This window comes from Bacillus sp. JNUCC-21, from assembly GCF_041222765.1.
GTDB classification, from domain to species: Bacteria; Bacillota; Bacilli; order Bacillales; family Bacillaceae; genus Bacillus; species Bacillus velezensis.
This window is the reverse complement of the sequence record NZ_CP166019.1, coordinates 2,081,151-2,103,559: the sequence shown is the minus strand read 5'-3', so window position 1 is coordinate 2,103,559 and position 22,409 is coordinate 2,081,151. Positions and strand designations below refer to the sequence as shown.

Sequence of the window (22,409 nt, the reverse complement as noted above, 5' to 3'; positions counted from 1 at the left end):
GAAAAAATGGCGGAAATTAAGGTACCTGAATTAGCAGAATCAATCTCAGAAGGAACGATAGCCCAATGGTTAAAGCAGCCCGGTGATTATGTAGAACAGGGTGAGTACTTGCTTGAACTGGAGACGGACAAAGTAAATGTTGAATTGACAGCAGAAGAATCGGGTGTTCTAAAAGAGGTATTGAAAGATTCGGGTGATACCGTCCAAGTAGGAGAAATTATCGGTACCATTACAGAAGGCGCTGGCGAAAGTTCTGCACCCGCCCCTTCAGAAAGTGCTCCAGCCAATGAACAAACGAAAGAGGAAGCAAAAGCTGAACCTGCTGCACAAGAAGTCAGCCAGGAAGCACAATCAGAAGCGAAATCCAGAACGGTAGCGTCTCCGGCTGCACGCAAGCTGGCAAGGGAAAAAGGAATTGATCTATCACAAATTCCGACGGGAGACCCGCTCGGCCGCGTGCGCAAACAAGATGTGGAAGCTTATGAAAAACCGGCTTCAAAACCTGCGGCACAGCCGAAACAGCAGGCTCAAAAAACACAGCAAAGCTTTGACAAACCTGTCGAAGTGCAAAAAATGTCCCGCCGCAGACAGACGATCGCGAAACGATTGGTTGAAGTGCAGCAGACTTCTGCGATGCTGACTACATTTAACGAAGTTGACATGACGGCCGTTATGAATCTAAGAAAACGCCGCAAAGACCAATTCCTTGAGCAAAACGATGTAAAACTCGGTTTCATGTCGTTCTTTACAAAAGCCGTCGTCGCTGCATTGAAAAAATTCCCGCTCCTTAACGCTGAAATTCAAGGCGATGAGCTGATCGTGAAAAAATTCTATGACATCGGTATCGCTGTCGCGGCTGAAGAAGGGCTTGTCGTCCCAGTCGTGCGTGACGCTGACCGCCTGACGTTTGCCGGCATTGAAAGAGAGATCGGCGAACTTGCGAAAAAAGCGCGAAACAATAAATTAACATTAGGTGAGCTGCAAGGAGGCTCCTTCACGATCACAAACGGAGGTACATTCGGATCGCTTATGTCCACACCGATCCTAAACAGCCCTCAGGTTGGGATCTTAGGTATGCACAAAATTCAGCTGCGTCCAGTAGCGATTGATGCGGAGCGCTCTGAAAACCGTCCGATGATGTACATCGCTTTATCATACGATCACAGAATCGTAGATGGTAAAGAAGCGGTCGGATTCCTTGTCACCATTAAAAACCTGCTTGAAGATCCGGAACAGCTGTTGCTGGAAGGATAATTTGAGACAGACAAAAAGTACACTGCCCTTACAAGCAGTGTACTTTTTTTATTGAGAGAAGGGGAGAATGTATATGAAAAGCTGTTATCCGCTTGAGATCGAATTTGAATATAATGAAGAATTGCATTCTATCACTCCGGTTCTTCTGCAAGACGAACATGACACGATATTAATAGACTGCGGATATCCCGGTTTTACAAACCATCTTCAACATGCTGCTGCCCGGCATGGAATGTCGCTTCATTCATTGACAAAAATCATTGTAACGCATCACGACATAGACCATATCGGCTCACTCGCTGCATTATACCGTTTGTATCCGGATGTCAGCGTGACAGTACATGAGCGTGAAGCGCCGTATATTGACGGCTCTAAAAAATCTTTACGGCTTGAGCAGGCTGAATCAACGTTTTGTTCATTGCCGGAGGATGCAAAGCCTTATGCAAAACAGTTCATCCGCTCGCTTCAATCAGTCGAATCGGCTCCAGTTCACCGGACAGTTACTGACGGCGAGCTGCTGCCTTGGTGCGGAGGCATTCGCGTTGTAGCCACGCCGGGTCATACACCCGGCCATATCAGTCTTTATCTGCCTGCCGAAAAAACAATGGTCACAGGTGATGCAGTCGTCATTGAAGACGGAAAGCTGAACCTTGCTAATTCCGGCTATACGTTACATATGGATGATGCGGTCCGTTCTGTGCAGCGGCTGCTCGATTACGATATCCGTCAATTGATTTGTTATCATGGAGGTTTATTTCAGGGGGATGTAAAAAAAGCGCTTTTGCGTCTGTTTCGTGATCTGCAGAATAAACAAGGATAGGAGCGGCAGCAGCCTTTCCTATCCTTGTTCAGTTATGAAAACGGAATCTTTGCCGTTTCTTCTTCTTCGGTGCTGTTTTTCTCTTTTTTCTTAGACCAGTAGGTGGCAAGAACAGACCCCGACAGATTGTGCCATATGCTGAAAATTGCGCTCGGCACGGCTGACAAAGGGGAGAAATGCGCTGTCGCAAGCGCTGCACCCAGTCCGGAGTTTTGCATTCCGACTTCGATCGCAATCGCTTTTTGTGAAGCATAATCCATTTTGAACAGCTTTGCAGTCAGGAATCCTAACAAATATCCGATTCCGTTATGTAAGATGACGACAGACACAATCAGCAGTCCTGATTGAAGCAGATGCTCACGATTTACGCTGACGACAGAGGATACAATCGCTACGATGCCGATTACCGACACGAGAGGAAGCGCGTGCACGGCTTGTCCGACCTGTTTTTTGAAGAACAGCTTCACAATCACCCCGAGGACGATCGGCAAAAGCACGGCTTGCATTATGGAAACAAACAGTGAACCGAAAGAAACGGGGAGCCACTCTTTCGCAAACAGCATAATAAGTGCCGGCGTTACAATAGGAGCAAGCAATGTTGAGATCGTGGTGACCGCAACAGAAAGCGCAGTATTGCCTTTCGCCAAAAACGTCATGACGTTTGATGCCGTACCGCCCGGACAGCATCCGACCAGAATGACGCCCGCGGCGATTTCTGCGGGGAGGCGGAGCCCGATTGATAAACAGAAAGCCGTAAGCGGCATAATCGTAAACTGGCAAGCGACTCCGATCACGACATGCCAAGGCTTTCTGATTAATTCTTTAAAATCGTCTGCTTGAAGAGTAAGCCCCATCCCAAACATAATAATACCAAGGAAAATCGTCATATAAGAACTGATCCAAGAAAACAAATCAGGGCAGGCGAATCCTAAACCGGCAAAGACGATAACCCACAAGCCAAAGGTTTGGCCCGCAAACCCGCTTATTTTTTTCAGCCATTCCATAAACACAGCTCCTTTTACATTCAATCAAGCAGTCAGAAAATATGACTGACTTTTCTGTATTCCATTATAAATAATTTTCTGAATAATTCAATATTAAATATAAGTTTTCGATAAAATTATTATGTAAACTAACATCTTCTTGACTATTCAGACATATATTCTTACAATTGATTTTTATACTGAAATGAATTGGGAGTGCTGAAGTGAAAGAAGCTAATCAATGGTCATCTAAGCTGGGATTTATTTTAGCTACGGCCGGCTCTGCAATCGGGCTCGGCGCAATATGGAAGTTCCCTTACGTAGCGGGAACCAGCGGAGGCGGCGCTTTTCTGCTTGTTTTTATTTTATTTACTGTTTTAATCGGACTGCCGCTTTTACTTGCTGAATTTATTATCGGCAGAAAAACACAAAAAAACGCCGTTGAATCCTATAAGGCGCTCGCGCCGGGGAAAAAGTGGCACTGGATCGGATATCTCGGAATCATTACGTGTTTTATTCTATTATCCTTCTACAGCGTAGTGGGGGGATGGATATTAATCTACATTATAAAAGGCTTTACAGGCGGCTTATCGCTTTCTTCGGGATTTGATACGTTATTTATCGATACCATTTCAAATCCTTATGCAGCCGTTTTCGGCCAGCTGCTGTTTATCGTGCTGACGATTTTAGTTGTGGCAAAAGGGGTGAGCAGCGGAATTGAAAAGGTAAGCCAGGTGCTGATGCCGGCCCTGTTTATTCTGTTTATTCTTTTAATGATCCGCTCCGTTACGCTGCATGATGCAGCAAAAGGATTAAAATTCTTTTTTATGCCTGATTTTGGCGCGATGGATGCCAATACCATTTTATATGCGATGGGACAATCATTTTTCTCGTTAAGCGTCGGAGTGTCCGTAATGGTTACATACAGTGCATATTTAGAAAAAGAAGAAAATATTGTTCAATCCGCCGTATCGGTGACGGTATTAAATGTACTTGTTGCTGTGATGGCGGGAGTGGCGATTTTTCCGGCGGTGTTTGCATTCGGCCTCAAGCCGGATCAAGGCCCGCAGCTTTTATTTAACGTGCTGCCGACCGTCTTTAACCAAATGCCGTTGGGCATCGTGTTTTTGCTCGCCTTTTTGCTGCTGTTTTTATTTGCGACGCTGACATCGGCTTTTTCAATGCTTGAAATTTTAGTTGCTGTTTTGTCAAAAGGCGATTCGGCAAAACGGAAGCGTTATGCATGGATCGGGGGACTTGCTATATTTATTGTCGGGGTCCCTTCGGCGCTGTCGTACGGAATTTTGAGTGATGTTTCTATTTTTCACCGCAGTATTTTTGACGCTGCGGATTTTCTGGTCAGCAATGTCTTAATGCCGCTGGGCGCGCTTTTAATTGCCGTTTTCGTACCGTTGAAAATCCCGAAACAGATGCTGTTTGACGAACTGAAAAGCGGTTCCGGTATAAAACGAAAATGGTTTGCAGTCTGGCTCCTATTAATCCGTTATGTGGCTCCTGTAGCCATTATTATCGTTTTTCTGCACGTCCTTGGTATTTTTTAAACCAAAAGAAGCAGGCCCCCGTTCAAGACGGGGGCTTTTTTAATAAAGCGGCCATATCACGCGGTGCGCTTGCTCGAACCGTTTCTCCGCCTCCCGCCAATCAACGACATTCCACCATTGATCCACGTAAGCCGCTCGGTCGTTTTTATATTGTAAGTAATAAGCGTGTTCCCACACATCCAGCGGAAGCAAAGGAATGACGTCCCACTGGCTGTAGAGCTGATGCTTCTCAGCGGCCAAAATCTCCAGCCGCCCGGCGCGCGGCGCCCAGACTAGGATAGCCCAGCCGACTCCTTCGACTTTTTTCGCCGCTTGAGAAAATTGCTCTTTAAAAGCGGAGTAGCTTCCGAATGACACATCAATCATTTGAAAGAGCGCCCCCGTCGGCCGTCTTTTTCCGTTTGGATTCATCGAAAACCAGAAAATACTGTGCAAATAATGGCCCGCGCCGTGAAACGCCAATTGCCGCTCCCAATGTGCCACTAAGTCGTACTGTTTCGTCTGTCTCGCTTTTTTGAGCTCCAGTTCTGCTTTATTCAGACCGTCAACATAGCTCTGATGGTGTTTTGTATGGTGAAGTTTCATAATCTCTCTTGAAATATACGGTTCCAGTGCGGAATAACTGTAAGGCAGTTTAGGGAGGACATGCTTGCCGATCGGCACATAAGCTCTGCGCTCATCCGGCTCTTCGGGTTCAGTAATGTCCCGGTAAAGTGCTGATGCCTGTTCGTACCATTCCGCCTCCGTTAATCCATCATCCTGAAGGGTGTGAAAAATCCGGTCGATTTGTGCCGCGAAGCGATCGAACCGACCTTGCTGAATAACTTGTTCCTTCAAGGTTTCACACCAATTCAGCATCTCGGTTTGATAAGCGTGCCGTTTCATTTTTCTTCCTCCTTTTCACTCATTTTCATAAAAGTGCTGAGCGCAAGCAAAGAAAACACATACGGGTAGCTGTGATACCTGATGTAAAACTGTTTCGGCAGGCCGATTCCGGTCGGATAGCTGAAAGCGGCGCCTTCGTAATGCCTGTTTTCAATAAGAAAAGATATGCCTTTTGTGACGGCTTGATGATGAGTTTTTTCGTATTGCAGCAAAGCTTCGGCCGCCCAAGCCGTCTGGACAAGCGTCCCGTAAGAAAGCGGAACATAGGTTTTCTCTTCTGCGCTTTTACAGGATTCCCCCCAGCTTCCGTCCTCGTTTTGAATGGACTTCAGCCAGCGGATCGCTTTTTTCACGGCCGGGTGGTTTTGGCTCACGCCGCAAGCCTTCATTCCTGTCAGCGCTGCCCATGTGCCGTAAATATAGCAGACACCCCATCTGCCGTACCACGATCCGTCCTCTTCTTGATGGCGGATCAGCCATTGGACGGCCTTTTCAATCTGAGGGTGATCAGAAGAAAGCCCCGCTTCTCCTAAACAGTGCAGCACCCGTCCGGTTAAGTCGCTTGTTGAGGGATCGATGGCAGCTTCCTCAGCCGATTCCAGCGGCAGCAGGCGGACCAGCGGATGATTGACATTTTTCTCGAAAGCAGAGAAGCCGCCGTCACTGTTTTGCATGGACAAAAGCCAGCTCAGTCCGCGTTCCCATGAGGCGGGATAAAGTTTTCGCGGAATGGCTTTGAGCACTGCGGCTGTGTCATCACAATCGGGATTATTTGTATTGATGTTTGAAAAACCCCATCCTCCCGGTTCAGCATGCGGGTTGTGAACGGCCCAATCAGCGACTTTCGTCTGCTGCCGTTCACGCAGAAACCGGGCGGCGCTGGTTATCATCTGATCGTTATCTGAGATGCCGCTTTTCATAAGCGCATAGTTGAGAAGCGCCGTATCCCAAACGGTCGACGTTGAATTTTCCAGGTACGGTATATCGCCGCAAGACGTGAGCAAAGCTTTCGTGCCGGCAAGCGCTTTTCTGATAACGGGGGAGTGGCGCGATACACCGAGAGCGAGCAGGCCGTACACCATAAAAATAGTGGTGCTCGCATAGCTGTATAATGTGCCGTCTTCTTCAATCCGGTCAAGCATATACGTTTTGGCCGTACGCAAACCGAGCTGGTGAAAAGCGGCAGGAATCTGCAAAAGCCGCTTCCAGTGCGCGAAAAGAGAAGAGAGGTCTCTGTTCTCATCCTGATCGGAACGAAGCCATGTAAACGGATTTTTAGTCATATGCCGATCTAAATGCGCGAGAGACGGAACGTTGGGATTTTTCAGCGAAAATCTTTTGTTAAGCGTCACGGCCATCGGTACAAAATGAATACGGGCGTATGTACTGAACTGGTAAAAATGCAGCGGGAAGGATGGGGGAATGACTAAGAAAGATAATGGCAGATGCAGCGCGGGCCATGGATAAAGGCCGTTTGCCGCAAGCATCCACTTTGTCATGAAGTGTACGTTGCGCAAGCCGCCATTTGAGATGATAAAGCGTTCGGCCTGAATCATATGCGCCTCAGAACGGCTATATAAACCGGAAGCCAGCAAGCCGGCATAGCCCTGTACAGTGGCGGTCACATTTCCTTTCCGGTCATCAGGATAGTTGGCAAAAGTTCCGTCCGGGCGCTGTTTAGCGCGAATGCCTTCTGCAAGCTCAGCGATCAGTTCTTTATCATTGTCTCCAAGAGAAGTGAGAAGGAGGATCAGAAAGGCGTTTGTCAAAATCGGTCCTTCAAAACAAAATGACCATGAGCCGTCCGCATTTTGCGTTTCTCTTAATAGAGAGATGGTTTTCTTTTGGCGGCTTCTGACGTTTTCATGAATTGTGCTCACACTCGCTCAACTCCTTCAGAAGCATATATATTCATATGTAAAAGGCGGCATGACAAAAGAAAGAAACTGCTGACAGGCAGCAGTTTCTTGTTTGATTTAATCTTCCAGATTGATCCAGACGCTTTTCACTTCTGTATAATTATTCAGCGCGTAAGAGCCCATTTCCCGCCCGAGGCCGGACTGCTTATAGCCGCCGAAAGGAGATGCCGCATCGAAAACATTGTAGCAGTTGACCCAAATGGTGCCGGCTTGGAGACGGTCAGCAATGTAATGGGCGTTTTTCACATTCTCAGTCCAAAGTCCGGCTGCAAGGCCGTATTCCGAGCGGTTCGCCCTCTCAATGACTTCATCTACCGTATCATACGGAATGGCGGCTAAAACAGGGCCGAAAATTTCTTCTTTTGCGATGGTCATGCTGTCATCCACATCCGCAAATACAGTCGGGGAGACAAAATACCCTTCTTCAAACGGGCAGCTGCCGCCCGCGACAGCTTTGGCTCCTTCCGCTTTTCCTTTTTCAATATATGAAAGCACGCGCTCATGCTGTTCCTGACTGACGAGCGGGCCGATTTGTGTATCTTGGTGAAGGCCGGCGCCTTGCTGAAGCGATTTCGCATATGAAACCATTTCGCTGACGACCTCATCATATTTGTCTTTGTGAATGAAGACACGGGAGCCTGCGCAGCATACCTGCCCCTGATTAAACATGACCCCGTTTAAAGCGCCGGGAATGGCTTTCTTCAAATTGGCATCAGGCAAAATGATGTTAGGTGACTTTCCGCCAAGCTCGAGTGTCACGCGTTTAATTTTTTTTGCGGCTTTTTCCATGATTTTTTTGCCGATTTCTGTAGAGCCGGTAAAAGCGAGTTTATCGACATCGTCATGGTTGGTCAGCGCTTCCCCGGCCGTCTCGCCGAACCCTGGGACAATATTGATGACGCCGTCAGGAAAGCCCGCCTGATCTATTAATTCCGCTAAATAGAGGGCGGTCAGCGGTGTCTGTTCCGCCGGTTTCAAAACGATTGTGCAGCCTGTGGCAAGGGCGGCGCCCATTTTCCACATCGCCATAAGGAGCGGGAAGTTCCAAGGGATGATCTGCCCCACGACGCCGACAGGCTCATGGCGGGTGTAATTAAAATATGAGCCGGCGACCGGAATCGTTTGTCCGGTTATCTTTGTAGACCACCCGGCATAATAACGCATATGCTCAATTGCGAGCGGGATATCCCCATTTGTCGTTTCATTAATCGGTTTTCCGTTATCAAGTGTTTCAAGCTGCGCGAGTTCCGTTTTGTGCTCTTCCATTAAATCGGCAAGCTTATACATCAGCCTGCTTCTGGAAGCGGCCGGCATAGTGCGCCATTCGCCGTGATCAAAGGCTTTGCGTGCCGCTTTCACTGCACTGTCAATGTCTTCTGTCTGTGCCTCGTAAAGCGTCATCAGCGTTTCCCCGGTTGCCGGATTCGGTGTGACAAATGTTGATCCTGAAGCGCTCGGAACAAATTTTCCGTCAATATAAAGTTTCTTCGTGCCCTGTAAAAATGTTTCCAGCCTTTTTGTGATCTGCATCGTTAAAGAACTCATTCGTAACAAACCTCCCGAAATTTTTTTATGGTCTGTTTTGAGCATCTTGATGTCCGCGCAAAGTAAGCGCATACAGTCATTCTATAATAACAGCCCCGGTAAAATCAATTGATAACCGTTATTGCAATTCACAAGAAAAAACGGCTACAATAAGCTTATCGATTAAGAAAAGGAGTTTTATAAATGATTCATAATAATTGGCAGACAAAAGAAAGCGTCAAAAAGGTCAAATGCGTACATACAGATGCGAAAAAATACATTGTCAAAAATGTGCTGACGCCGGGTAAAGAGTATGAAGTCAAAAATGAAACAGAAGAATTCATTTTTGTTGTAGACAATACAAACAAAGTCGGAGGCTTCTACAAAGAGTATTTTGAAGAAGTTTAAAGCTGAATGAATTCATTTTGCCTGAGCCATACTAAAAAAGACTACATATAAAAGGTGGCTGCAAAATGAAAAAAACAGAGCAAGACAAACAAAATAAAACATCAGATCAGCTCCAGCAAGTGCAACCTGAAGAAGGCACCGACACGACGATGGAACAAATTTCAGATACATATAAAGAAGGAACAATTGAAGATACGGATCGTTGATGTTTTGTTGAAACCGCGGCATTGGAAAAGCCGCGGTTTTTTATGGCGAAAATAAAAAACTGACTTTTCGAAAAAAATACCGTTTTCTTGAAACCTTTTCTTTCGCTGAACCGTACTACTTCATAACAGCGGCACCTTTCGCGAAGGGCTTTTTTGATGAACGTTCTAAAAATGTAATCTGTTCGTAATGGTTTAAATGCCGTCTATGTCGTATTCTTATATAGGGATAAAGAACTTATTTTTTTATGATTGTAATAAAACAATAGTATAGAAGCAGAAAGTGGGGTTCTTCATTGGGAATTTTTTCTGTCAGCAGATCAACCGACACAAAAAAGCTGGAGGCTTTGCTCGTTGAGGGAGAACGGATCGAAACGATTTATAAACTGCGGGTTGACCAAATATGCTTTACGAATAAACGAGTGATTTTCTTTGATAATAAAATGTTCTCCAAAAAGAAAGTGCGCGTATTTCTTCCATATAAAACAATTGAAAGCTTCGCCATTCAAGAAGCGGGGATGTTTGATCCAGATACCGGGCTTGTATTAATGACAAGGGGAAAAACTTTCGAATTGGAATTTGCAAAAGAAACGGACTTGACTGAGGTTCAAGCCATCTTAACAAAATACTTATGCAGTTAAATATCACATAAAAGCCATCCGAATGCATGCGGATGGCCTTTTTATTATATAATGCTTGTTTTTCCGGAGTTCGAATCAATGAGATCCGGATCAGCAATAGAACTGATGGGGATATAAATCGGCGCCAAATCACCATTTTCTTCACCGAATCCGTAGTTGATCTTATTGGATAAAAAATAATCGATTTGCTGATACGGGCCGATCGTAATGGAAGAACCCCGGTCGACTGCATTTACTTTAAAGCCTCCTACATTTACCAAAACCGGCGAAAACATCATAATGGGCCTCCTTTTCCGGCAGGGATTTTATCGCATGCAGACTCAAAGGTAGATGGAGAATCAATTTGATCCCGATCATCCACTTTGCCGTTCGTGCCGATGAAGCCGCTTGCATCTCCGAAGTTCTGTCCGTATCCCTGATTCTTTTTATCAGAATTCTGCCATTCCGCCAGTAAATTTTGTCCGACATTCACCGCTGAAGCATTTTCAAAGGAATTAATTTTCAACATGAAAATATTAATATTGATATATGGAGTTGGTTGAACCACAGGCAAACCTCCTTTAATACAGGTGTATGCCGGCTGTTATGACCGTATGCTTAGACAGGGGGCGATAAAAATGGATTTCGATAAGATGAAGCAATGGATGGAAATGGCGCAAAACATGTCCGGCGGCGACTTTTGGAAAAACGTTTTTGATGATGAACAACTGAAATCATTTCAAAACGGCCATTCTCATTTTCCCTTTCAACAGGGAGATGGGCAAATGAAAAGAAATGAGGATGCTTTTCCTCTTATAGATATTGTGGAAACCCATGATGAGCTCCAATTTTTACTGTATCTGCCCGGCTACCGGAAACAAGATGTTCAGCTGCTGTCCTACGGAGAATATATCGTCGTAAAAGGCACGAGAAAATCCTTTTTCAATGAACAGGATTTTAAACAGAAGACCGGAAAATACGGCGATTTTGAAAAAAAACTCGACCTTCCGCATTCCGCTCAGGGAACGAAGGGAATGCAGGCGGTATTCAAAGACGGGATTTTATATATATCGATTGCTAAACATCTGGGGGATGCAAGCCAGATCATTATCGAAGGCTGATCTTGTTTGCTGTGCCATCTATCAGATCTGAATCATCGATACTCATGATAGGGATGACGACAACGGTGCAATCACCGTTTTGTTCACCGTACCCTTCATTTCTTTTATTGGCTGCTGTGTTTCTCACCATAACGGAAGAGCCGGTGTTAAAAGTTGCTCCGCCGCTTATTCCGTTCATTTTTATATACTCAAAATTGATAACGGATGGAAAAAACATCATGATTCGCCTCCTTTTTGTATATCATGTTTATATATTCGCAATGCGGGACGCATAGAACTTTCCAAGAGTGACGGGGAAAGAAGTGATTTTCTTTGAAAAAAATAATGAAAGAGATTTTCAAAAAAGTGTGTGAAGAAGAATTAGACCGGCTTAAGAAAGTGGAACAACAGCTTGATGAGCTTCAGGATAAGTGTCATTTTGAGCCGCAAACGGTGGAAGGGGAAAAAACATATGTCCATATTGAGCACGTCAAAGTGGACAAGGTTGAGTACAATATTGATTTTGAAAAGCTGAGTATAGAAGAGCTGAGCGGTATGCTGAATATCGGCGCCACTTACCATACACCGGCGCACAGGCTCAAACAAGCCTGCGCTGAAGAATTTCGGGACAACCCGCAAACTGATGCTGCGAAAGAAAAAAGACAGACAAAGCAGCAGACACCCAATGTCACCATCAGGGGGAGAAAGCATTGACCCCGTTGTTTCAGCCTCCTTTTTCGAGGGTATGTATTAACAGATACAGCGAAGAATACAGACGAAAAAGGAGATGATGAATATGTCATTATCAAAAGTACAGCAGGACAGCCTTTATCATAAATTAATCGATTTAAAGGAAAGTCTTCAGGGAGAATCAAAAGAAAATCATTCAATGAGTGAAGACACAGGAGAACTGTCGAACGGAGTAGATAACCACTTAGCTGATCACGGAAGCATTTATTTGGACAGGGTCACGAATCAGACGCTGGACGGTGTCGATCAGAATCTTTTAGATGAGGTGAACGCCGCGCTTGAACGAATGGATAAAGGAACATACGGGATTTGCGAGAAAACGGGAAAAGAAATTCCTTATGAAAGACTTGAAGCCGTGCCGTACGCCAGAATGACCGTCGAAGCGCAGCGAGAAACAGAAGGGGATGTGAAAACAGACGCACCGTCATATGAAAGGGAATTTCACGAGCAGGTGAAAGACCTCTCAAATAAAGAAACCGTTGATCAAAAAAGCTCACAAACATACGAAATCCTGGATCGCGAGCAGGATTCACAATAATAGCAGCAGGTACATTCATATGTACCTGTTTTTTTATTCCATAAAAAATCTCAAAATCGAAATAAAATCATTGACTTTATATAAAAAAGAAAGTAACATACTATTTGTAAGTAAATATTAAAAGATTACCGGGAGGAATTTAGAATGTCTCAAGTATTATTTGTAAAATCAAGTGACCGTACGGCTGAAGAAGGCGTATCCGTAAAATTATACGAAGCGTTTCTGGCTGCTTATAAAGAAAACAATCCGAATGATGAAGTGATCGAACTTGATCTTCATAAAGAAAACCTTCCTTACCTCGGAAGAGATATGATTAACGGAACATTTAAAGCTTCAAAAGGAATTGAAATGACTGACGAAGAGAAAAAACAAGCGTCAACTGCTGACATTTACTTAAATCAATTTGTCAAAGCTGACAAAGTCGTGTTTGCATTCCCGCTTTGGAACTTCACAGTGCCTGCTGTGCTTCATACTTATGTTGATTACCTGTCTCGTGCAGGAGTTACTTTCACATACACGCCTGAAGGCCCTAAAGGTCTGATGGGAGATAAAAAAGTAGCGCTCTTAAACGCACGCGGCGGCGTATATTCTGAAGGACCGATGGCATCTCTTGAAATGTCATTAAACTTCATGAAAACCGTTCTCGGTTTCTGGGGTGTCCAAGATCTTCACACTGTTGTCGTTGAAGGCCATAATGCTGCACCGGATAACGCTCAAGAGATCATTGAAAAAGGACTGCAAGAAGCGAAAGATCTGGCTGCAAAATTCTAATTTCCATTAACTCTTGCGCCCCTACAGGGTGTGAGAGTTTTTTCTATTATAGAAGAAACTGGCGGCAGCTTTCGATCTGATCTTATATTGATATATTGATATTTTGTCGAAAAAACAATTTTTATGTAGAATAAAGCATTTTTCACAAAGAAAAAAGGTTTTCTGTAAAAGAATTAACCCTCTTGCCAAAATACGACTGATGGTGTAGGATATAAGAGAAGCTACATTGTTCGTATTGTTAATTAAGTTTTAACCTTTAAGCTGTAATAGGGAGTTTTATATCGAAGCCGGAATGTCATGCCTCCATTGCAGAGGACGACAGGAACGCTTCTGCAAACACCCACTTTGAGGAGTGGTGGTTTAAAACTTTCTTACTTGCGTACGGCATACGTAGCGAAAGCCATTTCCCTTGCGGAGATGGCTTTTTATTTTGAATTGCCATTGAGCAGCGTACTTTATCAGTATGATAAAATGAAAGAATCAAAGACAAAGTGAGGTTTTACAACATATGCTGGAGAAAGCCCAATCCCTTCTGGCGCATTATTTTGGCTACGACAGTCTTCGCGCGGGCCAAAAGCAGGCGATACAATCAGTTGCAGAGAAAAGAAAAAACACGGTCTGCATTATGCCGACAGGGGGCGGAAAATCAATCTGCTATCAGATTCCCGCACTGCTGTTTGAAGGAACCACAATCGTTATTTCCCCTCTTATTTCCTTAATGAAAGATCAAGTCGACGCGCTTGAAGAAGCGGGTATCGCGGCAGCTTATATTAACAGTTCCCAGACAAGCCGTGACATTCATGAGCGCCTGACCGGTTTGAAACAAGGGGCTTACCGGCTCTTTTACATCACACCGGAGCGTTTGACTTCTTCTGAATTCATTCACATCCTGCAGAATATTACGGTTCCTCTTGTCGCCATTGACGAAGCTCACTGTATATCGCAATGGGGACATGATTTCAGGCCGAGTTACCGGAATATCGAAATCCTTTTTAATGAATTAAAAGAACCGCCCGTCATCATCGCATTAACGGCGACGGCTACGCCTGAGGTTCATGATGACATCTGCAAGCAGCTTCATATTAAGAAAGAACAAACTGTATATACCGGTTTTGCCAGAGAGAATTTAACGTTTAAAGTAGTAAAGGGCGAAAACAAAGACCGGTTTATCGAGCGGTATCTGGAAAAAAATAAACACGAAGCCGGCATTATATATACAGCGACAAGAAAAGAAACCGACCGTTTATATGAGAAATTAAAACGCAGCAGCATCAATGCCGGCCGTTATCACGGCGGATTGGCGGATGATGACAGAAAAGACCAGCAGGAGCGGTTTCTTAACGATCAGATACAAGTGATGGTAGCTACGTCCGCTTTCGGAATGGGAATCGATAAGAGCAACATCAGGTTCGTTTTACACGCGCAGATTCCGAAAGATATGGAGAGCTATTACCAGGAAGCCGGACGGGCCGGGCGCGATGGTCTTAACAGCGAGTGTGTGCTCTTGTTTTCGCCGCAGGATATTATGGTGCAGCGTTTTTTAATAGACCAATCGGCCGCCGGAGAAGAAAAACAAAAGCAGGATCTCAAAAAACTGAGACAGATGGTGGATTACTGTCATACGGAAGATTGCCTGCAGCGGTTTATTCTGAAGTATTTCGGCGAGAATGAGGCGGAAGCTTGCGAAGCATGCGGCAATTGCACTGATACAAGGACCGCCCATGACGTCACAAAAGAAGCGCAGATGGTATTATCATGCATCATCAGAATGAATGAGCGTTTCGGAAAAACGATGGTGGCGCAGGTGCTTAGCGGATCTAAAAATAAAAAAGTGCTGGAAAACGGCTTCAGCAGCCTGTCCACTTACGGCATTATGAAGCATCAATCCGCAGCGGAAATCAGTGATTTTATCGAATTCCTTATTTCAGATGAATATATCAGAATGGCGGACGGCACATTTCCGACGCTTATGGTCACCCAAAAAGGCAGGGATGTTCTGCTTGGAAAAAGCGCAGTCGCGAGAAAAGAAGCCTTACAGGCCGCCGCCGTTACCGAGAATGATGAATTATTTGAGCTTCTCCGGCGTCTCCGCAAAGAGATTGCAGCTGAACAGGGTGTGCCTCCATTTGTCGTGTTCTCAGATCAGACGTTAAAAGAAATGTCGGCGAAACTTCCGAAAACAGATCAGGATCTTCTTTCCGTAAAAGGGGTCGGGGAACAAAAAAGATTGAAATATGGAGCAGTTTTTTTAGAAGAAATCCGAAATTATGTAAGAGAAACAGAGTGAAAAAAAGTTTTTTTAGAAATTTGCACATTGTGTTTTTCATTGGCGCCGGAAAAATCAGAAGCTTGAAAACCCTTGCTGTATCAAGGTTTCAGCAAGACTTACCAAGCGAGAGAAATGTTTCATGTAAAGGAACTGTAATCTAATTCAAATCGTTTTGTTATTGAACTGACATTTTCATATGTTACGATATCACCTGTTAGCCGCCAATAAAAAGCTAACAAGGGAGGATTTACTTATGAAGAAGACGATTATGTCCTTTGTCGCAGTTGCAGCAATTTCAACAACTGCATTTGGAGCTCACGCTTCTGCTAAAGAAATCACGGTGCAAAAGGGTGACACGCTCTGGGGGATCTCGCAAAAAAACGGAGTGAACCTAAAGGACTTAAAAGAATGGAATCAGTTATCTTCTGATTTAATCATTGAAGGAGAGAAACTGACTATTTCTTCAGTAGAAACAACCACATCTGGGCAGTACACAGTGAAGCAGGGCGACAGCCTCTGGAAAATTGCTCAGAAATTCGGAACATCAGTCGGCAATCTGAAAAGCTTGAATAACTTGCAATCAGATATAATTTACGCAGGCACAACGTTAAATGTGAAAGGTCAGGCTCAGGCTGCACAGCCGGCTCAAGAAGCCAGCCAGCCGCAAACTGAACAAAAACCAGCTGCCGAGACAGAACAGCCGAAACAAGAAGCTGTCAAAAACGAGCAGCCTAAACAAGAACCTGTTCAAGAACAACAACCTAAACAAGAAGCGAAGGCTGTCGAAGCAAAACAGCAGCCTGTTCAATCAAATACAAACCAACAAGAGCCTAAAAAGCAGCTGACAATGACTGCAACTGCTTACTCTGCTAACGACGGCGGCATTTCCGGTGTAACGGCAACCGGTGTTGACTTAAACAAAAACCCTGATGCAAAAGTCATCGCGGTAGACCCTAGTGTCATTCCGCTTGGCTCTAAGGTTTATGTTGAAGGTTACGGAGTGGCAACAGCAGCAGATACAGGCGGCGCAATTAAAGGAAATAAAATTGACGTATTTGTTGCAAAGAAAAGTGACGCTAACAACTGGGGCGTCAGAACAGTAAATGTTAAAGTATTAGACTAGTTTCATATAGAGATGAAGAACACAAGGCGAAATGCTTTGTGTTCTTTTTTTCTTCCCTTTTTTGACTGTATATAATCGTTATATGCGGAAAAAGAAAAAGCGTTTCTCTAATATAATAAGGAATGGATGTGAAAACGGAATCTGAAGGGATGTATGAATTTGATGGAGCCGGAATTTATATGTTTATGGAATGCCTTCACAGAATCACCGGTGTTTCAAGCAGGTATATGCACCGCTTTCGCCATTGTGCTCGTTATCGGACTGTCTATGCCTGCTGTCAGGCTGTTTCAGGCGCTTGACAGAGGGAGAGGAAGGCCAGCCGTTATTGAAAAGGTGAGACATACTGGCGTGATGAAGAATGGCAGGCACGAGCTTGTGCTTATTTTAAACGTAAAAAACCAAGACGGAACGCATGATAAACGTGAACTGACACACGCCGTATATAATGAAGAGATCAGCCGTTTTTATGAAGGAGCTTCCGTATGGGTGACGGCAGCGGCCGGCGGACGAATTATGATCGCTCCGCGCACGCTGCGGCATAAGGCGTCAAAATAAAAAGACGGGGCGGTTTTCCCGTCTTTATGTATTAATGCCGATCGATCCATATCCGTCCGCCTTCTGAGCCAGCTTCTATCCTGCATGTTCCTCCGATCGGGAATGTCATCAAAGGGGAGGTATGGCCGAAATCAGCATTTGCGATAACAGGCATGGATGACAGTTCTTCTTTTGTACGGATGACGGCACAGAGAGCCTCCTCAGACACATTTGAAGCATGCTGGAAACGTCCGATGACAATTCCCTTCACGGCTGAAAAAGCGGGAAGGTGGATGAGTGACTGCAAATCCCGGTCAAACATATGAATGTCCGACATATGATCATCTTCTATAAACAGAATCACTTGCTCCATCTCCGGAAAGTATTCGGTGCCCTGCAGAAGATTCAGTGTGCATAGATTTCCTCCGATCAGTGTTCCTTCCGCATATCCGGGTTGAATAACGAGCGGTCCCGGATTACGATAAAAACGTCTGTCCTCCTGGTTCAAATACCATTTATCATCACTCCACTCGGATGAAGGCTTTACCTCATACGGGTTGTCAGAAGCACAGCAGGCCAAGAAAGAGTCAATCGTATAGTCCAGCCCTTTTTTCATGGCAAATGAAGAAAAATGGGGACCGGAATATGTAATAAGGCCGGTTTTTTGATATATGGCATGGCCGAGAGCGGTAATATCTGAATAGCCGCAAAGAATTTTCGGATGCCGCTTGATGTTTTCATAATCAAGATAGCGGAGCAGCTGATTTGATTGGAACCCGCCGAGTGTCGTCAAAATCGCTTTGATGTCAGGGTCAGCGAAAGCCTCGTGCAGATCCCATACACGCGATTCAATGGATGATGAATCAAATTCATTTATTTCTTTCGCATGCTCTGAAAAAGAGACACAAAAGCCCAGCTCCTCCAATTTTGTCTTCGCGGCATTTATATTTTCATCTGACATAACGGACATGCTTGTGGCCGGAGACACAATACGAATGCCGTCACCTTTTTTCAATTTTTCCGGATACAAAAAAAACCCTCCTTATATGGTTTAATCTATTACACCATATAAAAGAGGGTTTCTCTATTATTTTTTACAGGTCGACCCATTTAATGCCGCCTGATTGCGTATCATTGTCAATCCAGACATCAAAGTGATGCTTTTCATAAAAATGAACGAGTCTGTCGACATGATCCCAATCACGCTTAGCGATGTCGCCCGTCACTTTCGGGATATTCTGCTCTCTGGCGATATGTTTTAAAAATTTCATGCAGATCGAGCCGTAGCCATGGTTCGGCGGGCCTTTAATGTCCCCGATATGAATGGCATTGTCATAATAAGAGGCGATCAGTGAAAAACAGCCTCTTCCCCGGTAGGCTGATTCACAATCAGTCAGCATAATCTTACATGTTTGGCCATCATCAATCGAGGAAACAATGATCCAATCGTCATTGTTCGATTGATCAATACCAAGCACTCGCGCGTCTTTTGATACATCTATCAGATTTTCCCGCATTCTGAAAATCTGAAATTCAAGTTTATGAAGCTCTTTTTCCAGCTCTTTCTGATCTCTTTCTTCTGCAGTAAACAAAATCATACTCCTTTCACAGCGTAAAAGTCTTAGTTAAACACAAGTATCCATTGTAGTAAATGATGTCTTGGTTTGTAAATGGGTTTTGCAAAAACTTTTTTAGAAAAGTCTGCCGTTTATATGTGGATTGACGTTTTTAAGGCGGTGCGGATAGGGAAAGGAACAGTGAGCAGCGGAAAAAGGAGGAATCTATAATGGCAATTGACTCACTCATCGGCAAATTGAAGTACGTAATGACGGAATCTCCTGATAAAATGCTTTCCTTATATGTAAATACGGATATGAGAAATCCGGATCAGCAGGGGGGAGAGTGGAAAATCGCCTTGAAAACCGGTTTTCGGAGATTAAAAGAGTATCTGTCTGCCAGTGATCCGGAAGAAGAAAAATCTCTCGTCCGCATCATGGAACGTGTCTATCAATATATCGATGGGCTTGGTAAAGAGATGCCGCGAAGTCTCGTATTTTTTGCGTCGGGAGAAGGCGGTATTTGGGAGACGATTGAATTGCAGGTGCCTGTTGAAACACGATTTTATTGGGAAGAGACGGCTGTCCTTGATCAATTAGAAATTCTTCGTGAACAATTTCCGAGCACGGCTTTTATTCTCACCCAGCAGAATGAAGTGAAGATCATAGAAACCGTACTCGGAAAAATTGAAGGAGTGGAGCATTATCATTACGACGTCATCAATGAATCGTGGAAACCGCAGGATGTAAGCGGAAGCCGCTCCGCGTCGATGGACGAAGACGCTGCCAAAGCCCACGTCGAAGAAAACCAAAACAGGCTGTATAAACGATTGGCTTCAAACCTTGATCAAAAGGCCGCTTCACACCAATGGGAGCGTCTCGTAATCGCAGGGGACAAAGAAACAGCCGATATTCTCGATCAGCATATGAATAAACCGATAGATCGGATCATTCCAAAAAATCTGTTGAATGAAAACGAACATAAGGTGATAGAAGAACTGTTGAAGGAAGCATGATATGACGAAAGGCCGGGTCTTAAACACCCGGTCTTTTTTAGGGCTTAAGTTTGTCTAATTTCTGACGAAGCGGGCGAAACCGTTGACATCAAAGCTGAATTCTCATACCATTTGGATAGTCAGTAAAATTGAGAGAGGTCATAAGATGAATCAGACAGAAAACAAACCTAAAAGTTATACCGGTATCGTGCTGACATTGACCGTTCTGATCAACGGGTTAATTGCGGTGCTGTTTTTTATGCCGAAATCGGGACAGGTCAGCATTGCCAATATTCATATTCTGCCGATGTTAAATGCCATTTTTAACAGCTTTACTTTTATCTTTTTGCTGGCAGCGCTCTTTATGATTAAGCAAAAAAATATTCAAGCGCATAAACGTTTTATTTTGGCGGCGTTTACGACGACTTTGCTGTTTTTGATCTGCTATGTCGTATACCACTCTGTGGCTGAAAATACTTTATTCGGCGGCCACGGCATCATTCGGGGGATTTATTTCTTTATTTTAATTACGCACATCTGTCTTTCCGCCGTTATCGTGCCGCTTGCGCTGTTTACGCTGATCAGAGGATTCAGCATGCAAGTGGAGCGCCACAAAAAAATCGCGAGATGGACGATGCCGCTCTGGCTGTATGTCAGTCTGACGGGTGTCATTGTATACTTAATGATCTCACCGTATTATTAAAAAAAGCCGTGCTCTGCGCGGCTTTTTTCTATTGATTGAAAAAGGCGCCTCATCAGGGCGCCTTTTACTCTTCAAGCGTTTCAAGTGTTGTTACATTTAAGGATTGTTCAACGGTTTTTGTTTTTGCTTTTACTTTTTCTGCGTACGTGTAATCACCATAGCAGTAGGGATAACGGAAATTGTCTTTGTTCCCTCCGCAAGTGTAAAGTTTCGGATTCTTTTTGACCTGCTGCTCGGAGTATTGTTTTGCCAGTTCCTCAGTATGCGATCCTCCATGTTCAGCCACAAAATCAATATAGCCGGCTCCCATGTTGTAGCTTTGTATAATCGTATCCAAGTCTACGCCTTTTTTCTTGCCTGTTTGGTACATGAGAGTGAATTGTTTGATTCCCTGTTTGATACTGGTTTGAGGGTTTTTAATCTCATTTCGCTTTAAACCCAGAGATTCTGAAGACTGCATGGGATCATTTCCTCTTCCTTTTGACTCCTGATATATCATGCCGAGTACAAGCGATGTATATTTGGTGAGTCCTTTTTCATCCAGCTCGTCTTCAACAAGCGGTTTGTAATCTGTCAGCCGTTCAAGGACGATCGGCTTGACATCAAACGGAAGACTTTTGAGCCATTCATTATTTGAAAATAACAGAATGAGGAAGAAGGAAACCATGACAAAAACACATATCATCATAAGACCCGCGGCAGCGAAACAGCCTTTTTTCTTTTTCTCCACTGTGTTTCACCCTCAATTTCAGGAGCATTATGACTTTTTCATTATGACACAGATGAATGCGCGAAACCAAGCGGAAACCCGTATTTGAAACATAAATTTAAAATAACAGTTCTTTTGTCAGGCGCAGGATGTATCTGCATCAATTGACATTTGGTATAATTGGGCTACTTGAGAAAAGAAGGGTGAGGTATATGACTGAATTTCACGAATCCGGAAACAAAAATGACCCCGCTGTCGATTTAGATGAGGAAACTTTATTTTTGGTTGCCCAGACTTTTAAGGCGCTGTCTGATCCGACCAGAATCAGAATTCTCCATTTGCTGTCACAGGGTGAGCACGCGGTAAATGATATCGCAGAAAAGCTGAATTTGCTGCAGTCTACCGTTTCTCATCAGCTGCGTTTTCTTAAAAATCTGCGCCTCGTCAAATCACGCAGAGAAGGAACATCCATCTATTATTCTCCTGAGGATGAACATGTGTTAGATGTGCTTCAGCAAATGATTCACCATACGCGGCACGATTAAAAAACATCCCTGCTTTTTAGACAGGGATGTCAGCCGTACTGACTGTTATTGGTTTGGTCTCTGCTCGTTTTTAAAACATAAAAAGAGAAGCCGCTGTAATAAACTGCGATGAAATAAAAGATACTGATGGTCAGCGGATCGGCCCCGACCGTTTGGCTGTATGCCTCCGGATGGGTAAAGTCCGCTGTGACCCGGTACATTTCAATAACGCGATAAAAAAATCTCGATAGGAATAACGTTAATAGAATAAGTTCAATCCACAGGTGAGTGCGAAAATACATTTTTCCGCGGCGTTCTTCAAATGAAATGTTCCGTTTTGCAAACAGGACCAGAAGCCAGCCGCAAAAAGTGCCGAATATAAGATAGCCGTATAAAGCTGGGTGTGTGATGCTGAAAAACGCCAGAGCTGCGGCCAGCAATGAAAACAAAATCATTCTTGTATAAAGCCAGCGGGGTTTCAAAGGCTGAAAGCCGACGGACCGTTTCACCTTTTTATACAGAAAAAAGGCAATCATTAAGACAGGGCAGATGCTTTGAAGTGTGATATGCATGGTGTGGAACTCCCCCTCCGTTGAGTAGTGTATGCTTATCCGGCTGGTTTTAGTAGTCTGATTTATTCGCAGGCTGAAAGCATCTTT

Annotated in this window: 27 protein-coding genes and 1 other RNA gene; 17 read left to right on the top strand and 11 right to left on the bottom strand. The window is 44.3% G+C overall.

Features of this window, described 5'->3' with window-relative positions; translation table 11 throughout:
- The first annotated feature begins 6 nt into the window (after nt 1-6).
- The gene (gene odhB / locus JNUCC21_RS10135; RefSeq protein ID WP_003153764.1) at nt 7-1,254 is read left to right on the top strand and encodes a 2-oxoglutarate dehydrogenase complex dihydrolipoyllysine-residue succinyltransferase; all 1,248 of its coding nucleotides are present in this window, start codon (nt 7-9) and stop codon (nt 1,252-1,254) included.
- Between the two features lie 73 nt (nt 1,255-1,327).
- Nucleotides 1,328-2,074 (top strand): MBL fold metallo-hydrolase, encoded by a 747-nt coding sequence (locus JNUCC21_RS10130; RefSeq protein WP_369878089.1) that lies wholly within the window; start codon nt 1,328-1,330, stop codon nt 2,072-2,074.
- Between the two features lie 32 nt (nt 2,075-2,106).
- On the opposite strand, the gene JNUCC21_RS10125 is transcribed toward JNUCC21_RS10130, so the two are convergent.
- Nucleotides 2,107-3,078 (bottom strand): bile acid:sodium symporter family transporter, encoded by a 972-nt coding sequence (locus tag JNUCC21_RS10125; protein ID WP_032873418.1) that lies wholly within the window; start codon nt 3,076-3,078, stop codon nt 2,107-2,109.
- 203 nt (nt 3,079-3,281) lie between these two features.
- On the opposite strand from JNUCC21_RS10125, the gene JNUCC21_RS10120 reads away from it, so the two are divergent.
- On the top strand, nt 3,282-4,619 hold the full coding sequence (locus tag JNUCC21_RS10120) for a sodium-dependent transporter (RefSeq protein WP_007407975.1): 1,338 nt from the start codon (nt 3,282-3,284) through the stop codon (nt 4,617-4,619).
- A 39-nt stretch (nt 4,620-4,658) separates the two neighbouring features.
- On the opposite strand, the gene JNUCC21_RS10115 is transcribed toward JNUCC21_RS10120, so the two are convergent.
- From JNUCC21_RS10115 to JNUCC21_RS10105, 3 genes are all read right to left on the bottom strand, one after another.
- Nucleotides 4,659-5,504 (bottom strand): superoxide dismutase, encoded by an 846-nt coding sequence (locus tag JNUCC21_RS10115; protein ID WP_007611962.1) that lies wholly within the window; start codon nt 5,502-5,504, stop codon nt 4,659-4,661.
- Nucleotides 5,501-7,384: a prenyltransferase/squalene oxidase repeat-containing protein gene (locus JNUCC21_RS10110; RefSeq protein WP_369878802.1), complete on the bottom strand. Its 1,884-nt coding sequence runs from the start codon at nt 7,382-7,384 to the stop codon at nt 5,501-5,503. Before JNUCC21_RS10110 ends, JNUCC21_RS10115 begins: the two co-directional genes overlap by 4 nt.
- A 96-nt stretch (nt 7,385-7,480) precedes the next feature.
- On the bottom strand, nt 7,481-8,968 hold the full coding sequence (locus JNUCC21_RS10105) for an aldehyde dehydrogenase family protein (RefSeq protein WP_025284854.1): 1,488 nt from the start codon (nt 8,966-8,968) through the stop codon (nt 7,481-7,483).
- 183 nt (nt 8,969-9,151) lie between these two features.
- On the opposite strand from JNUCC21_RS10105, the gene JNUCC21_RS10100 reads away from it, so the two are divergent.
- From JNUCC21_RS10100 to JNUCC21_RS10090, 3 genes are all read left to right on the top strand, one after another.
- Nucleotides 9,152-9,355: a DUF6501 family protein gene (locus JNUCC21_RS10100; protein ID WP_007407979.1), complete on the top strand. Its 204-nt coding sequence runs from the start codon at nt 9,152-9,154 to the stop codon at nt 9,353-9,355.
- A gap of 65 nt (nt 9,356-9,420) precedes the next feature.
- Nucleotides 9,421-9,561, top strand: coding sequence for a DUF4025 domain-containing protein (locus JNUCC21_RS10095; RefSeq protein WP_003153781.1), 141 nt, complete (start codon nt 9,421-9,423; stop codon nt 9,559-9,561).
- Nucleotides 9,562-9,854: 293 nt separating this feature from the next.
- A complete protein-coding gene (locus JNUCC21_RS10090; protein WP_003153783.1) occupies nt 9,855-10,199 on the top strand; it encodes a PH domain-containing protein in 345 nt (114 codons plus the stop codon).
- A gap of 44 nt (nt 10,200-10,243) precedes the next feature.
- Here JNUCC21_RS10090 and JNUCC21_RS10085 read toward each other — a convergent pair whose 3' ends face one another.
- Entirely contained in the window at nt 10,244-10,477 is a 234-nt protein-coding gene (locus tag JNUCC21_RS10085) for a hypothetical protein (RefSeq protein ID WP_003153785.1), read from the bottom strand.
- Nucleotides 10,474-10,746 (bottom strand): hypothetical protein, encoded by a 273-nt coding sequence (locus tag JNUCC21_RS10080; protein WP_003153786.1) that lies wholly within the window; start codon nt 10,744-10,746, stop codon nt 10,474-10,476. The genes JNUCC21_RS10085 and JNUCC21_RS10080 overlap by 4 nt, the downstream gene beginning before the upstream one ends.
- Nucleotides 10,747-10,816: 70 nt before the next feature.
- Between JNUCC21_RS10080 and JNUCC21_RS10075 the strand changes: the two genes are divergently transcribed.
- Nucleotides 10,817-11,299: an Hsp20/alpha crystallin family protein gene (locus tag JNUCC21_RS10075; RefSeq protein ID WP_025284853.1), complete on the top strand. Its 483-nt coding sequence runs from the start codon at nt 10,817-10,819 to the stop codon at nt 11,297-11,299.
- Here the strand turns inward: JNUCC21_RS10075 and JNUCC21_RS10070 are convergent.
- Nucleotides 11,286-11,519, bottom strand: a complete 234-nt coding sequence (locus JNUCC21_RS10070) for a hypothetical protein (RefSeq protein ID WP_012117743.1) — start codon at nt 11,517-11,519, stop codon at nt 11,286-11,288. The two genes, JNUCC21_RS10075 and JNUCC21_RS10070, sit on opposite strands and share 14 nt — an antisense overlap.
- A 92-nt stretch (nt 11,520-11,611) precedes the next feature.
- On the opposite strand from JNUCC21_RS10070, the gene gerPC reads away from it, so the two are divergent.
- The 7 genes from gerPC to JNUCC21_RS10035 all read left to right on the top strand — a co-directional run bounded on the left by gerPC (nt 11,612) and on the right by JNUCC21_RS10035 (nt 17,284).
- Nucleotides 11,612-11,992: a spore germination protein GerPC gene (gerPC, locus tag JNUCC21_RS10065; RefSeq protein WP_025284852.1), complete on the top strand. Its 381-nt coding sequence runs from the start codon at nt 11,612-11,614 to the stop codon at nt 11,990-11,992.
- 82 nt (nt 11,993-12,074) lie between these two features.
- Complete coding sequence (locus JNUCC21_RS10060; protein WP_025284851.1) at nt 12,075-12,566, top strand: TraR/DksA C4-type zinc finger protein; 492 nt, start codon at nt 12,075-12,077, stop codon at nt 12,564-12,566.
- 144 nt (nt 12,567-12,710) lie between these two features.
- Nucleotides 12,711-13,337, top strand: a complete 627-nt coding sequence (locus JNUCC21_RS10055; RefSeq protein ID WP_007407983.1) for an FMN-dependent NADH-azoreductase — start codon at nt 12,711-12,713, stop codon at nt 13,335-13,337.
- Nucleotides 13,338-13,552: 215 nt separating this feature from the next.
- Nucleotides 13,553-13,738: non-coding RNA, 6S RNA (ssrS, locus tag JNUCC21_RS10050), on the top strand.
- A 107-nt stretch (nt 13,739-13,845) separates the two neighbouring features.
- Nucleotides 13,846-15,624 (top strand): DNA helicase RecQ, encoded by a 1,779-nt coding sequence (gene recQ / locus JNUCC21_RS10045; RefSeq protein WP_150941261.1) that lies wholly within the window; start codon nt 13,846-13,848, stop codon nt 15,622-15,624.
- A 235-nt stretch (nt 15,625-15,859) separates the two neighbouring features.
- Entirely contained in the window at nt 15,860-16,729 is an 870-nt protein-coding gene (locus tag JNUCC21_RS10040; RefSeq protein WP_007407985.1) for a 3D domain-containing protein, read from the top strand.
- A 162-nt stretch (nt 16,730-16,891) separates the two neighbouring features.
- Nucleotides 16,892-17,284 carry a hypothetical protein gene (locus JNUCC21_RS10035; RefSeq protein ID WP_072589164.1) on the top strand — a complete coding sequence of 131 codons (393 nt, stop codon included), beginning with the start codon at nt 16,892-16,894 and terminating at the stop codon, nt 17,282-17,284.
- A 31-nt stretch (nt 17,285-17,315) separates the two neighbouring features.
- Here the strand turns inward: JNUCC21_RS10035 and JNUCC21_RS10030 are convergent, their stop codons facing one another.
- Nucleotides 17,316-18,293: a S66 peptidase family protein gene (locus JNUCC21_RS10030; RefSeq protein WP_369878801.1), complete on the bottom strand. Its 978-nt coding sequence runs from the start codon at nt 18,291-18,293 to the stop codon at nt 17,316-17,318.
- Nucleotides 18,294-18,357: 64 nt separating this feature from the next.
- Nucleotides 18,358-18,861 carry an N-acetyltransferase gene (locus tag JNUCC21_RS10025; protein ID WP_014418107.1) on the bottom strand — a complete coding sequence of 168 codons (504 nt, stop codon included), beginning with the start codon at nt 18,859-18,861 and terminating at the stop codon, nt 18,358-18,360.
- Between the two features lie 188 nt (nt 18,862-19,049).
- Here JNUCC21_RS10025 and JNUCC21_RS10020 point away from each other — a divergent pair, with 188 nt between their 5' ends.
- Together JNUCC21_RS10020 and JNUCC21_RS10015 are read left to right on the top strand one after the other, a co-directional pair.
- Nucleotides 19,050-19,835, top strand: coding sequence for a VLRF1 family aeRF1-type release factor (locus JNUCC21_RS10020; protein ID WP_072589162.1), 786 nt, complete (start codon nt 19,050-19,052; stop codon nt 19,833-19,835).
- 145 nt (nt 19,836-19,980) lie between these two features.
- Entirely contained in the window at nt 19,981-20,517 is a 537-nt protein-coding gene (locus JNUCC21_RS10015; protein ID WP_007407990.1) for a DUF420 domain-containing protein, read from the top strand.
- Between the two features lie 64 nt (nt 20,518-20,581).
- Here JNUCC21_RS10015 and JNUCC21_RS10010 read toward each other — a convergent pair whose 3' ends face one another.
- Nucleotides 20,582-21,247 (bottom strand): lysozyme family protein, encoded by a 666-nt coding sequence (locus JNUCC21_RS10010; protein WP_003153802.1) that lies wholly within the window; start codon nt 21,245-21,247, stop codon nt 20,582-20,584.
- A 191-nt stretch (nt 21,248-21,438) separates the two neighbouring features.
- On the opposite strand from JNUCC21_RS10010, the gene czrA reads away from it, so the two are divergent.
- Nucleotides 21,439-21,771, top strand: a complete 333-nt coding sequence (czrA, locus tag JNUCC21_RS10005) for a Zn(II)-responsive metalloregulatory transcriptional repressor CzrA (RefSeq protein ID WP_012117736.1) — start codon at nt 21,439-21,441, stop codon at nt 21,769-21,771.
- Between the two features lie 29 nt (nt 21,772-21,800).
- Here czrA and JNUCC21_RS10000 read toward each other — a convergent pair whose 3' ends face one another.
- The gene (locus JNUCC21_RS10000; protein ID WP_059368391.1) at nt 21,801-22,322 is read right to left on the bottom strand and encodes a hypothetical protein; all 522 of its coding nucleotides are present in this window, start codon (nt 22,320-22,322) and stop codon (nt 21,801-21,803) included.
- Nucleotides 22,323-22,409: the final 87 nt, after the last annotated feature.

What these genes read in the sequence shown, in the direction of transcription:
- odhB (WP_003153764.1), top strand. Translation starts at nt 7, where the DNA reads ATGGCGGAAATTAAGGTACCTGAATTAGCAGAATCAATCTCAGAAGGA.
- JNUCC21_RS10130 (WP_369878089.1), top strand. Translation starts at nt 1,328, where the DNA reads ATGAAAAGCTGTTATCCGCTTGAGATCGAATTTGAATATAATGAAGAA.
- JNUCC21_RS10125 (WP_032873418.1), bottom strand. Translation starts at nt 3,078, where the DNA reads ATGGAATGGCTGAAAAAAATAAGCGGGTTTGCGGGCCAAACCTTTGGC.
- JNUCC21_RS10115 (WP_007611962.1), bottom strand. Translation starts at nt 5,504, where the DNA reads ATGAAACGGCACGCTTATCAAACCGAGATGCTGAATTGGTGTGAAACC.
- JNUCC21_RS10105 (WP_025284854.1), bottom strand. Translation starts at nt 8,968, where the DNA reads ATGAGTTCTTTAACGATGCAGATCACAAAAAGGCTGGAAACATTTTTA.
- JNUCC21_RS10100 (WP_007407979.1), top strand. Translation starts at nt 9,152, where the DNA reads ATGATTCATAATAATTGGCAGACAAAAGAAAGCGTCAAAAAGGTCAAA.
- JNUCC21_RS10095 (WP_003153781.1), top strand. Translation starts at nt 9,421, where the DNA reads ATGAAAAAAACAGAGCAAGACAAACAAAATAAAACATCAGATCAGCTC.
- JNUCC21_RS10085 (WP_003153785.1), bottom strand. Translation starts at nt 10,477, where the DNA reads ATGATGTTTTCGCCGGTTTTGGTAAATGTAGGAGGCTTTAAAGTAAAT.
- JNUCC21_RS10075 (WP_025284853.1), top strand. Translation starts at nt 10,817, where the DNA reads ATGGATTTCGATAAGATGAAGCAATGGATGGAAATGGCGCAAAACATG.
- JNUCC21_RS10070 (WP_012117743.1), bottom strand. Translation starts at nt 11,519, where the DNA reads ATGATGTTTTTTCCATCCGTTATCAATTTTGAGTATATAAAAATGAAC.
- JNUCC21_RS10060 (WP_025284851.1), top strand. Translation starts at nt 12,075, where the DNA reads ATGTCATTATCAAAAGTACAGCAGGACAGCCTTTATCATAAATTAATC.
- JNUCC21_RS10055 (WP_007407983.1), top strand. Translation starts at nt 12,711, where the DNA reads ATGTCTCAAGTATTATTTGTAAAATCAAGTGACCGTACGGCTGAAGAA.
- recQ (WP_150941261.1), top strand. Translation starts at nt 13,846, where the DNA reads ATGCTGGAGAAAGCCCAATCCCTTCTGGCGCATTATTTTGGCTACGAC.
- JNUCC21_RS10040 (WP_007407985.1), top strand. Translation starts at nt 15,860, where the DNA reads ATGAAGAAGACGATTATGTCCTTTGTCGCAGTTGCAGCAATTTCAACA.
- JNUCC21_RS10035 (WP_072589164.1), top strand. Translation starts at nt 16,892, where the DNA reads ATGGAGCCGGAATTTATATGTTTATGGAATGCCTTCACAGAATCACCG.
- JNUCC21_RS10025 (WP_014418107.1), bottom strand. Translation starts at nt 18,861, where the DNA reads ATGATTTTGTTTACTGCAGAAGAAAGAGATCAGAAAGAGCTGGAAAAA.
- JNUCC21_RS10020 (WP_072589162.1), top strand. Translation starts at nt 19,050, where the DNA reads ATGGCAATTGACTCACTCATCGGCAAATTGAAGTACGTAATGACGGAA.
- JNUCC21_RS10015 (WP_007407990.1), top strand. Translation starts at nt 19,981, where the DNA reads ATGAATCAGACAGAAAACAAACCTAAAAGTTATACCGGTATCGTGCTG.
- czrA (WP_012117736.1), top strand. Translation starts at nt 21,439, where the DNA reads ATGACTGAATTTCACGAATCCGGAAACAAAAATGACCCCGCTGTCGAT.
- JNUCC21_RS10000 (WP_059368391.1), bottom strand. Translation starts at nt 22,322, where the DNA reads ATGCATATCACACTTCAAAGCATCTGCCCTGTCTTAATGATTGCCTTT.